Annotated in this window: 9 protein-coding genes; 1 reads left to right on the top strand and 8 read right to left on the bottom strand. The window is 66.2% G+C overall.

Annotation, left to right across the window (positions count from 1 at the left end; translation table 11 throughout):
* Positions 1 to 137: 137 nt before the first annotated feature.
* The 6 genes from FFK22_RS39190 to arcD form a co-directional block, all read right to left on the bottom strand.
* Positions 138 to 1,310 (bottom strand): porin, encoded by a 1,173-nt coding sequence (locus FFK22_RS39190; protein ID WP_138893281.1) that lies wholly within the window; start codon positions 1,308 to 1,310, stop codon positions 138 to 140.
* 80 nt (positions 1,311 to 1,390) lie between these two features.
* Positions 1,391 to 2,599: an arginine deiminase gene (locus tag FFK22_RS39185; protein WP_306770243.1), complete on the bottom strand. Its 1,209-nt coding sequence runs from the start codon at positions 2,597 to 2,599 to the stop codon at positions 1,391 to 1,393.
* Positions 2,600 to 2,628: 29 nt separating this feature from the next.
* Complete coding sequence (gene arcC, locus FFK22_RS39180) at positions 2,629 to 3,591, bottom strand: carbamate kinase (protein ID WP_138893283.1); 963 nt, start codon at positions 3,589 to 3,591, stop codon at positions 2,629 to 2,631.
* 4 nt (positions 3,592 to 3,595) lie between these two features.
* Positions 3,596 to 4,600: an ornithine carbamoyltransferase gene (locus tag FFK22_RS39175; protein ID WP_138893284.1), complete on the bottom strand. Its 1,005-nt coding sequence runs from the start codon at positions 4,598 to 4,600 to the stop codon at positions 3,596 to 3,598.
* Positions 4,600 to 5,979, bottom strand: coding sequence for an amino acid permease (locus FFK22_RS39170; protein ID WP_138893285.1), 1,380 nt, complete (start codon positions 5,977 to 5,979; stop codon positions 4,600 to 4,602). Before FFK22_RS39170 ends, FFK22_RS39175 begins: the two co-directional genes overlap by 1 nt.
* Positions 5,980 to 5,990: 11 nt before the next feature.
* Positions 5,991 to 7,487, bottom strand: coding sequence for an arginine-ornithine antiporter (gene arcD / locus FFK22_RS39165; RefSeq protein WP_138893286.1), 1,497 nt, complete (start codon positions 7,485 to 7,487; stop codon positions 5,991 to 5,993).
* Between the two features lie 623 nt (positions 7,488 to 8,110).
* On the opposite strand from arcD, the gene FFK22_RS39160 reads away from it, so the two are divergent.
* Positions 8,111 to 9,373: an MFS transporter gene (locus FFK22_RS39160; RefSeq protein WP_186002909.1), complete on the top strand. Its 1,263-nt coding sequence runs from the start codon at positions 8,111 to 8,113 to the stop codon at positions 9,371 to 9,373.
* A gap of 123 nt (positions 9,374 to 9,496) precedes the next feature.
* Here FFK22_RS39160 and FFK22_RS39155 read toward each other — a convergent pair whose 3' ends face one another.
* Both FFK22_RS39155 and FFK22_RS39150 read right to left on the bottom strand, forming a co-directional pair.
* Positions 9,497 to 10,093, bottom strand: coding sequence for a hypothetical protein (locus tag FFK22_RS39155; protein WP_138893288.1), 597 nt, complete (start codon positions 10,091 to 10,093; stop codon positions 9,497 to 9,499).
* A gap of 217 nt (positions 10,094 to 10,310) precedes the next feature.
* The gene (locus FFK22_RS39150) at positions 10,311 to 10,511 is read right to left on the bottom strand and encodes a hypothetical protein (RefSeq protein WP_138893289.1); all 201 of its coding nucleotides are present in this window, start codon (positions 10,509 to 10,511) and stop codon (positions 10,311 to 10,313) included.
* Positions 10,512 to 10,914: the final 403 nt, after the last annotated feature.

Raw genomic sequence — 10,914 nt, 5'->3', positions numbered from 1 at the left:
TGGTCGTCCTCGTAGAACGTGAACTTCAGCGAGGACGAACCGGCGTTGATCACGCCGACAAGCGTCGACCCGGTACCATCGCCGATATCTCTGCCATGGTTTCGCCCGTATGCGTTGCTCATCGAACCCTAAGCTGTTCAAAATCCGAGGAGGATGCCGGTGATGAGGTTGGCGTTCTCGAAATCCTGGCCCTGGCGGAAGTTCTGCTTCTCGTAGATCACCTGGGCATAGGTGTTCAGGCCCGGAGCCAGCGTGTAGGTGAAGTTCGCGCCGACAATGTGATTGTCCCTCAGATCCTCGCCGCTGGTGTATTGTGAGTCCAGGCCGTTGCCCCGGTCGGACCAAGTATAGGCGTAGGACAGCGACACCAGATAGCGGTCCCACATATAGCTGACGTCGCCGATGATGGTGTCGACCGGCTTGTCGGCGAAGGCGATGCTCTCATTATGGGTCCAGTTGATGCTGGCATAGATGCCCTGATAGCCGCCTTGGGCGCCGAGCGTGTAGACCTCGAGATCATTGCCGTTCGGGTTGGCGCCGGAGGCCGAGGTCTGGGTGCCGTGGCCATAGGCCGCTGTGGCCGCCGCCCGGACCGACCAGTCGCCGAACGTCTCCTGGTAGTTCACGCCGGCGACGACGACGTTTTCGTAATAGGTCTCGTCGTCGTTGAACAGGTCGTTGCGGCCGCCGTTGCCGGCATGGTCCGCGCCGCCGACCAATGGGGTGAAGTCGACGCCGAAGCTGAAGCCGCTGAAGGTCGGCGAGGTATACTTGATCCGGGTGTCCTGGTTGGTCAGCCCGGCGAGATAGGTGGCGTTGATCGAATAGAAGTTGCCGCCGCCGACCGGGAAGTCGCCGTCCAGCAGTTCGCCGAAATTGAGCCCGCCGCCGCCCATCTCGCTGACCAGATCATCATGGACGTAGACATAGCCGAAGTCGTCGGCGACCGTCGGCGCGTCGCCGAGGGTCAGAGTGCCGAAGGCACCCTTCAGATAGCCATAGACGCGCGTAACCTGGACGTTGTCGCGGCGGTTGACCGAGTCGAGCCGGATGCGGCCGCCGTACTCCAGGCCGGTGTCGGTGACGTTCCTGATGTCGAAGATCAGTCGCGCGTTGGACTGGAAGTCGTAGTCGCGGCCGAAATCGCTGTCCTGGCTGTCGCTCAGCACCAGGGTCGACTGGAAGCCGACGAAGCCGCTGATCTTCAGCTCGAGGCCCGAGGTCACGTTCGTGTCTGCGGCCGAGGCCGGCATCGTGCTGACCAAGCCCGCGGCGGCCAACGCCGCCCCACCCAGAAGGACCGTCTTCACTTCGCCCTCCCCCTTCCCATCCCTCACGGCAGCATGACGACTGGATCTCCTTCCGTCGAGGCCGGGTTGCCGGGACGATTCTAATGAAGCGGGTCGCGCAGGATCGGGCAGGTCATGCAATGCCCGCCGCCGCGCCCGCGGCCGAGTTCGTCGCCTTCGATGGTGATGACCTCGATGCCGGCCTTGCGCAGCTTGGTGTTGGTGTACTGGTTGCGCTCATAGCCGACGACGACGCCCGGAGCGAGCGCGACGACGTTGTTGCCGTCATCCCATTGCTCGCGCTCCTGCTCATAGCTGTCGCCGCCCGTGGTGACGACGCGCAACTGCTGCAGCCCGAGCGCCTCGGCGGCCACGCCCGAGCCATCCTCGGTCAGGAAAGGACGGTCCTCGACATGATAGTCGACGTCCTCGCCGTCGTCGCCCGGCCGCAGGCTGTAGCACTTGATCTGCTCGCACACCTCCAGGAAGACATTGGCGACGTCGCGGTCGCAGAGGGTGAACACCGTGTCGAGATGCATGGCGGCACGCGACTTCGGCATCTGGCAGGCGACCAGGCGGGTCGCCGCTTCACCGGCGAACAGCGCCCGCGCGAGCTGGCCGACCGCCTGCGGCGTGGTGCGTTCGCCCATGCCGACGAAGACCACCCCGTTCCCGACCGGCATGACATCGCCGCCTTCGAGCGTCGAGGGGCCGAAATCCTTGTCCGGATCACCCCACCAGATCTTGAAGTCGCCGCCCTGGAACTCCGGATGGAACTTGTAGATGGCGGCGACGAGCAGCGTCTCCGGGCGGCGCGCCGGCCAGTACATCGGGTTCAGCGATGCCCCGCCATAGATCCAGCAGGAATTGTCGCGGGTGAACAGCGTGTTGGGCACCGGCGGGATGACGAAGTCGCTGCGCCCGAGATAGCGCCCGAACATGCCGCGCGGCTCGAAGGGCAGCTCGAAGCGGGCGATGCCGCCGACCAGGTGCTCGGCAAGCTTGGCCGCCGGCAACTCATCGAGCCAGGCGCGGAGATCCTTCAGCATGCCGGAGCCGACATGGTTGGCGGTGATGCGCCGGTCCAGCACCCATTCGCGCCCCTCCTTGCTTTCCAGGACGCGGGCGAGCAGGTCATGGAACTCCAGCACCTCGACGCCGAATTCGCGCATCTTGTTGCAGAAGTTGAAGTGCTCCTTCTGGGCCTCCTGGACCCACAGCACGTCGTCGAACAGCAGCTCCCGGCAATTGCCGGGGGTCAGCCGCTTATGGGCGAGGCCCGGCCGGCAGACCATCACGGTCCTCAGCATGCCGGCCTCGGAGTGAACGCCAAACTGCCTCATGATGATGCTCCCTGGGCCGCGGTGGCCGCATACTGGATGTCGCCCTCATCGAGGGTGACGGTGGTGCCGGCGGTGCCTGCGATCATTCCGGACAGGTCCTTCAGCGATCCGATGCAGGCCCGCTTGCCGGTGGCCTTGGCGAAGCGGCAGGCCGCCTCGACCTTCGGCCCCATGGAACCGGCGGGGAAGGACAGGGCGGCGAGCGCCTCCGGCGAGGCCCGCCGGATCGCCCGCGCCCCGGGCTTGCCCCAGTCGACATAGATGGCGTCGACATCGGTGAGGATGGCGAGCAGGTCGGCGCCGAGCTCGCGCGCCAGCAACTCCGTCGCGAGGTCCTTGTCGATGACGCATTCGACGCCGACGAGGCGTCGCTCCCTGCCCGGCTCGTACATGGTCGGGATGCCGCCGCCGCCCGCCGCGATCACCACCGTGTTCTGGTCGAGCAGCCAGCGGATCGGGCGCAGCTCGAAGATGCGCTTCGGGACCGGCGAGGGCACGACGCGGCGGAAGGAGTCGCCGTCCGCCTTGAAGGTCCAGCCCTTCTCCGCGGCGATGCGGTCCGCGTCCTCCCTGGTGTAGATCGGCCCGATGAATTTGGTCGGGTTCTTGAACGCCGGGTCGGCCGGGTCGACCTCCACCATGGTGAGCAGCGTGGCCAGCGGACGCTCGAACGGCAGCAGGTTGCCCAGCTCCTGCTCGATCATGTAGCCGATCATCCCCTCGGTCTCGGCCCCGAGCACGTCGAAGGGATAGGTCTCGACCTTGGTGTAGGCCGCGCCCTGCAGCGCCAGCAGTCCCACCTGCGGCCCGTTGCCGTGGCTGACGACGAGCTGGTGCTCCATCGCGATCGGGGCCAGCGCCCGGGCGGCGATGACGACGTTCTCGCGCTGGTTCTCCGCGGTGAGCGCCTGGCCCCGCCGCAACAGCGCATTGCCCCCGAGGGCCGTGACGACAAGCATGGCATCACTCCCCGAGCGTCGCGACCAACAGCGCCTTGATGGTGTGCAGCCGGTTCTCGGCCTGTTCGAAGGCGACGTTGGCCTCGCTCTCGAAGACTTCGTCGGTCACCTCAAGCCCATCCTGGATGCCGAACTTGTCCGCTATGTCCTTGCCGACCTTGGTCTCGGTGTCGTGGAAGGCCGGCAGGCAATGCATGAACCGCACGCGCGGATTGCCGCTCGCCTTCATCAGCGCGGTGTTGACCTGGAAGGGCATCAGCAGCTCGATGCGCTCGGCCCACACCTCCTTCGGCTCACCCATCGAGACCCAGACATCGGTGTGGATGAAGTCGACATCCTTCACCGCGGCGGCCGGGTCGTCGGTGATCGTGAGCGTGGCGCCGTAGCGCTTCTCGAGGTCGCGGGCGATCGAGACGAACTCGTCCGACGGCCACAGCTTGCGTGGGCCGGCGATGCGCACATCCATGCCCATCAGGCAGCCGGCGATCATCAGCGAATGGCCCATATTCGAGCGGGTGTCGCCGACATAGGCGTATTTGATGCTGTGGACCGGCCGGTCGGAGTGCTCGCGCATCGTCATTACGTCGGCGAGCATCTGGGTCGGGTGGTATTCGTCGGTCAGGCCGTTATAGACCGGCACCCCGGCATATCTGGCGAGCTGCTCGACGCCCGTCTGCGAGGCGCCGCGATACTCGATGGCATCGAACATGCGCCCGAGCACGCGCGCCGTGTCCTTGAACGATTCCTTGTGGCCGATCTGCGAGCCGGCCGGGTCGAGATAGGTCACATGCGCGCCCTGGTCGTGGCAGGCCACCTCGAAGGCGCAGCGCGTGCGCGTGCTGGTCTTCTCGAAGATCAGCACGATCTCCTTCCCTTTCAGGTGCTCCTGCTCCGTGCCGGAATACTTCGCGCGCTTGAGGTCGCGCGCCAGGTCCAGCAGGTACTGGAATTCGCGCTGGGTGTAGTCCTGCACGGTCAGGAGGGAGCGGTTGCGGAGATTGAACGACATCAGTGCGTCTCCTCGAATGTCGGGCTGGCGGCTGCGGCCGGCCCGAGTTGCTCGGCCCTGCGGGGGGCGAGGGTGTGGCGCTTGATCCAGACGAAGACCGGCAGGCCGGCGACCAGCAGCAGGAAGCCCCAGAACACGACCTCCGCCCCGGCGCCGTAGATCGCGCCGAGCGAGAACAGGAAGGCGATCGTCGCCAGCACGATCAGCCCGCCGATGCGGTCCGGCGGGCGATAGCGCGCCGGGTCGGTGGCATAGAGGACGAGCTCGACCAAAGCGCAGAAGATGTAGGGAACGAGGCTGGTCAGCGTCGCCAGCAGGATGATGAAGGTGAACTGGTCGACCAGATCGCGGGACATGCTCATGACGATCAGCGCGCTGGACAGCAGGCCGGAGACGATGAGCGCGTTCACCGGCGCTCCCGAGGGCGAGCTCTCGCCGAGAAAGCGCGGGAAGGTCCCGTCTCGTGCGGCGCCGAAGGGCACCTGGCCGGAGAGCAGGGTGAAGCCGTTCAGCGTGCCGAAGGTCGAGACGATGGCGCCCAGCGCGATGGCGGACCCGCCGACGGGGCCCCACAGCCGCTCCGCCACCAGGGCCAGCGGCGCCGTCGAGCCGCCGAGCTCGGATAGCGGCACCGTGCCGAAGGCGACGATGGTGACGACGATGTAGAGAGCGGCGGCCAGGCTGGTGCCGAGCACGGTGGCGAGCGGAATGGTCCGGCCGGGGTTGTCGACCTCGCCGGCCGGCACGGTTGCCGATTCCAGGCCCAGGAACGCCCAGAGCGTCAGCGCCGAGCAGGCTGCGATCGCGACGAGGGGATCCATGCCGCTCGGGTTGAGCGGGGTGAACCGGGCCGGCTCGACGGCCGCAAGGCCGACGAGCACGAGCGCGAGCAGCGGCAGCAGCTTGAGCACCGTGGTGACGACCTGGACGATGCCGGCGGTGCCGACGCCGCGGATGTTCACCAGGGTCACGATCCAGAGCGCCGCCAGCGCCACGGCGAGCCCCGTCGCCCCCTGTGCGGCGGCCGGCACGAAATGGCCGAGATAGCCGGTGAAGGCGACGGCCACGCCGGCATTTCCCGCCCACAGCGCGATCCAGTATCCCCAGGCGATGAGGAAGCCGGCGAACTCGCCGAAGCCGGCGCGCGTATAGGCGTAGGGTCCGCCCGTCTTCGGCACGAGGCGGGCGAGCCGCCCGAAGACGATGGCCAGCGCCATGGCGCCGATCGCCGTGACGATCCACCCGACGAGTGCCATTGGCCCGTAGGCCGCCAGCGATGCCGGCAGCAGGAACACGCCCGAGCCGATCATGTTGCCCACCACCAGCGCGGTGCAGGCGACGACGCCCAGCCTCTTTGTGCCGGAACTGCTGCTGGCCATGACGTCGCGCCTCACAGCGGGCTGATGATGCCAGTGACGATCAGATATAAGGCGAGGATGGCGAAGGCGACGATCGCGAGGGCGATGATGAGGTCGCTGCCGGCGAAGGGCCTGACGCCACGCTGGCGGCAGGCGATGGCATAGACGACGAGCCCCGGCACGAACAGCAGCGACGCCATCAGCAGGTATTGAAGGCCGGCCGCGTAGACGAGCCACACCCCGTAGACCGTGGCGACCAGGCCGGTGATGAGCGCGCGCCGGCGCTGCCGGTCCTCGCCCTCATAGGTCTCGCCCTTCAGTGCCAGCTTCAGCGCATAGGCGCCGGAGAACACATAGGGCGGCAGGATCGCCACCGAGGCGATGAAATAGAAGAAGTTGTAGGCGTCCTTGGAGAAATAGGTCAGCACCAGGAACGCCTGCACGGCGAGGCTCGTGACCCATAGCGAGTTGACGGGCGTGTGGCTCGCATTCTCCTTCGCGAACCAGCGCGGGAAGGTGCCGTCCTTGCCGCAGGTATAGGGAATTTCGGCACAGAGCAGCGTCCAGCTGAGGAAGGCGCCGCCGACCGAGACCACGAGCCCGATATTGATCAGCGCCGCGCCCCAGGGGCCGACGACATAGGCCAGCACGCCGGCCATGGAGGGCACCTTCTGCCCGGCGAGCTCGGGCTGGCTCATGATGCCCGTGGCCAGGAGCGAGACGAGTACATAGATGATGAGAGCCCCGGCGAAACCGATCACCGTCGCCCGCCCGACATCCCGCCGGTCGGCCGCGCGGCCGGAATAGACGCTCGCCCCCTCGATGCCGATGAACACCCAGAGCGTCACCAGCATGGTGCTCTTCACCTGTTCGAGGATGCTGCCGAGCCCGGCGCCCCCCTCCGCCGTTGCCCGGCCCATGCTGCGGAAGGCGGCGAGAAAGAGATCGGAATTGAAGGCGACGACGCCGATGACGACGAACACCAGCAGCGGCACCAGCTTGGCGATCGTGGTGACGACGTTGACGAACGCCGCTTCCTTCACGCCCTTCAGCACGAGCGCGTGGATGGCCCACAGCGCGAGCGAGGCGCCGACGATGGAGATGATGTTGTTGCCGTCGCCGAAGACCGGGGCGAAGTAGGACAGGGCCGAGAAGATCGCCACCGCATAGGCGACGTTGCCGAGAAAGGCGCTGATCCAGTAGCCCCAGGCGCTGTTGAAGCCGATGAAATCGCCGAAGCCGGCCTTGGCGTAGGCATAGGGGCCGGCGTTCAGATCGGGCTTGCGCAGCGCCAGCCCCTGATAGACGAAGGCGAGGGCCAGCATGCCGATGCCGGTGATCAGCCAGCCGATCACGATCGCGGCCGGCGAGGCCGCGCGCGACATGTCGCTCGGCAGGTTGAAGACGCCGCCGCCGATCATCGAGCCGACGACAAGAGCAACCAGCGGGACAAGCGTGAGCTTGCCCGCGGCTGGTGCGGACGAGGATGAGACATTGCCGAGGGAGACATCTGCCGCGGTGTTGGCCATTTCGGTGCCCCCGTTTGGCGCCGGCCGGTCGAACGGCCAGCGTCCTGGTCCTTGATGGAGCGCGTCTGTCTCGGGTCGCCACCCTGAGCAAAGCGCAGCACATCAGCGGCGGGGCAGTGGATGAAGTATTTTACCGTAGGTTACGCGGATGCGCGTTCACCTGCGCCGCTAGTCACGCCGAATTTATTGCAGAATGATGGCGAATCGTTTGTAGCTTCCGAGATCTTGATGGCCATTCGAGCGTAATCCCGCTCGAATTTGCGCTATGTCAAAATCTCACAATTCGAATCGCCTATACTCCGGCAGGAGCGGACCGACAAAATCCTCCTTCGAGGGAGGAATGCGCAGGCTCGCCGACTTCGCTCCGTCGCAACCAGGCTGATGGCCGCGGCACCCACGCTGGCCCGGCAGGGGCAATCTTTCGCCTCTGCGCGGAAGGCCCGCTGTTGGTGACAGACTCTCTCCGCAAAATACGCCCCTTTTCGACTGACATTTTCGTGCAGTGCAACGATCAGATGAGGTGGCAGTCCTGGCAGCCGACCAGCCCCTGCACCGAGATCGCGACCGAACCTTCGTCGTGCGGTGTGACACCGAGGCGGGATCGCCGTGATCAAGGAGGTGACATGATCGCAATCCTCGCGGCCGTAGGCTCTCTGATCCTGGGCATCAGCCTGATCCAGCTGGCCAATGGCTACACGGGCACGCTGATCGGCATCCGTCTCAGCGCCGGGCATGTCGAGCCGGTCGTCATCGGTATCGTCACCTCGGCCTATTTCGCGGGCTATGTGACCGGCGCCCTTCTCTGTCGTCGCCTGATTCAGCGGACAGGCCATATCCGCGCCTTCGCCGCCTTCGCCGCACTGGTCGTTGGGTCCGTTCTTGGACATGCTCTGTATTTCCATCCGGCGCCCTGGGCGGTGCTGAGGGCGCTCACCGGTTTCGGCTGCGCCGGCCTTTTCGTCGCCACCGAGAGCTGGCTTGCCGTCAAGGCGACCAGCGCCAACCGCGGGACTGTCTTCGCGACCTACATGGTGGCCACCTACGCGACCTTCGCGGGCAGCCAGTTCGCCCTCAATCTCGCATCCCCCGACGAATTCACGCTGTTCGCCCTCGCCGCGATCCTGATCTGTGCCGCTCTCGTCGTCGTTGCCACGACCCGCGCCGAGCAGCCAGTGGTCACGACCGGCAGCAGGCTCCGGACCGGCGAGCTCGCGACGGCGGCGCCGGTCGCCGTCGCCGGGTGCTTCGTGGCCGGCCTCATTACCGGCTCGTTCTATGCCCTTGTGCCGGTTTACGGGCAGTCGAGCGCCTATTCCCTGCTGCAGATCTCCTCCTACATGGCGCTCGCGACCTTCGGCGGCCTCCTGCTGCAGATTCCCGTCGCCCGCCTGTCGGACCGCTTCGACCGTCGCCTGGTGGCCGGGCTCGCGGCGCTTGCCTTCGCAGTCGTTGCGCAACTGACCGCGCCTGGGGCACGCCCCCACTGGTTTCTCCTCTGCTGGCTGCTCCTCGGCGGCTTCATGTCGGTGATCTATCCGGTCTGCGTGGCACACGCGAACGACCGCATGCCCGCAGAGCACGCCGTTTCCGTCAGCGGCCGGCTCATCGTGATCTCAGGCGCCGGCTCCATTCTCGGGCCGCTGCTGGGCTCCGGTGTAATGTCGGTTTTCGGTATCCGCGGCCTGTTCGACTACATGGCCGCCGCGGCGGCGGTCTTCGCGGTGTTCGCGTTGACACGGGCTCTGCGGGTGCGCCCACCGGCGTTCAAAAGCCGACGGCCGATTCTACTGGTCCCGAGCATCTTTGCGCACGATCTCGCCCATGCCCCGGCGGAGGCTCGGACCGGCGTCCCCGGTCGTCTTCGGCGGACGACGGCCGAGGACTGAGAGAGATCCGCTATCCCGGCCGGGTGCGCGCAGCGTTCGTCACGCGCACCGGCACCGTGATCAGACCGATCCCATGTGCATTCGCTTCCCGCCGGGCCGAACCGGACCCGAGCGGCGGTCCGCCTACCGCGCCGGCGTCACCGATGCGACCTCGGCCTCGGCGAAGGAAATCTGCACCATGTCTCCCACTTTCAGCTCATGCAGCATCTCCTGGAGCTTCGGCCGCTTGACGAAGACCGTGCGGATGCCCCCTGCCGGGCCGACGAACACGACCTTGTGCTCCGCGGCGTTGAGCCCCACGACCTGGGCCGTGATGCTGGTGATCCGCGATGCCTGCCCGGCGGGAAGCTCCCCCTCCTCCGCCCGTGCCATCGTCGTGGTCTGCATCGCCATCGGCACCGAGCCGGCCGCCGCCTTGGTCACGTCGATGGCCACGGCTTCGTAGCGGCTGACATCGACACGGTCGCCGGGCTTGACCTGGGGCAGATTGACCACTTCCGGCGCGACATTATAGGTCGCCACCCGGCCGTCGCTGTCCTTGAGCGTCACCGTCCGTTTTTCGAGATCGACCGACTGCACCGTCGCCGTCATCGTCGTCAGCATGTTCTCGCCGGCCCCCATCGTCTGGGCAGCAACCGGGGACATGCCGCCCACGGCGAGCAGGGACGAACACAGGATGGCGCAACTCAGCGTCCGTGCATTGATCCACGATGCGATCATGGCGACCTCCCAGCATGTTGTCGTCGAGACGATGGCCGAAGCCGAGAGCCGAGACTGCAGAAGAAAGCTGAGGCCGCAAGGTTGCGTGCGGGTAGCTTCGGGTAACTTGCCTGTAACAGCCCTCGGAGCGGCACTTCGGCACAAACGCGCGAGTACCTGCTGCAGTTTCTCACGACTGGCGTGCATCGATGTCCCGTGCGGTCGGCGCCCGATCCGGTCACGCGCCAATCCTCTGCAGGGCCGTCGCGATGTCGGCCTCCAGCTCCTTCACCAGCGTGTGGTATTCACCGATGGTCTTGTCGTTGGTCGGATAGCGGGCCATGAGCCCTTCCAGCGTCTCGACCGCCAATTGGTGATCCTCACACAGGGAACGGAAGGCCTCGCTCTGCGCGGCCAGGTGGCCGATCAGGTGGGCCATCTCCGGAAATCTATCGATGGCTCTTTTCATCGCACCGGCGGCCTTATCTCGTGGCTGCAGCAACCGCCAACTCCAGCCACCTCCAGTAGCATTGAATCAGAAGCGGACAACCGGGAGTATTTTACGGTATAGTTGGGGCTGGTCCGCAGGGAGGCGGCCGCATCATGGACGCGTCAGACCGACGACGCTCCAGCGCGGATGTTCAAGGCCTGAGCAACGAAGCCGAGCGGAGCGTCGCAGCTCAGCCCGAAACAGGATCATGGGTCCCGTGTAGTCGAACCGCAGCCGCGGGAACGTGTTTCTGTCGGGCGGGTATATTTCGAGGGGGAGGAGGATGACCCCCGATCCAGGGTTTCCGCCGGCGGAGCTCGTCCGCGCGACGGTCGACCATATTTTGGCCAGC

This window comes from Mycobacterium sp. KBS0706 (assembly GCF_005938675.2).
Classification (GTDB): Bacteria; Pseudomonadota; Alphaproteobacteria; order DSM-16000; family Inquilinaceae; genus Inquilinus.
Note: the sequence above shows the minus strand (reverse complement) of the source record. Positions and strands in the feature narration are given on the sequence as shown.

Coding starts and splice junctions, on each gene's coding strand:
- FFK22_RS39185 (WP_306770243.1), bottom strand. CDS start 2,599: ATGCTGAGGACCGTGATGGTCTGCCGGCCGGGCCTCGCCCATAAGCGG.
- arcC (WP_138893283.1), bottom strand. CDS start 3,591: ATGCTTGTCGTCACGGCCCTCGGGGGCAATGCGCTGTTGCGGCGGGGC.
- FFK22_RS39175 (WP_138893284.1), bottom strand. CDS start 4,600: ATGTCGTTCAATCTCCGCAACCGCTCCCTCCTGACCGTGCAGGACTAC.
- FFK22_RS39170 (WP_138893285.1), bottom strand. CDS start 5,979: ATGGCCAGCAGCAGTTCCGGCACAAAGAGGCTGGGCGTCGTCGCCTGC.
- arcD (WP_138893286.1), bottom strand. CDS start 7,487: ATGGCCAACACCGCGGCAGATGTCTCCCTCGGCAATGTCTCATCCTCG.
- FFK22_RS39160 (WP_186002909.1), top strand. CDS start 8,111: ATGATCGCAATCCTCGCGGCCGTAGGCTCTCTGATCCTGGGCATCAGC.
- FFK22_RS39155 (WP_138893288.1), bottom strand. CDS start 10,093: ATGATCGCATCGTGGATCAATGCACGGACGCTGAGTTGCGCCATCCTG.
- FFK22_RS39150 (WP_138893289.1), bottom strand. CDS start 10,511: ATGGCCCACCTGATCGGCCACCTGGCCGCGCAGAGCGAGGCCTTCCGT.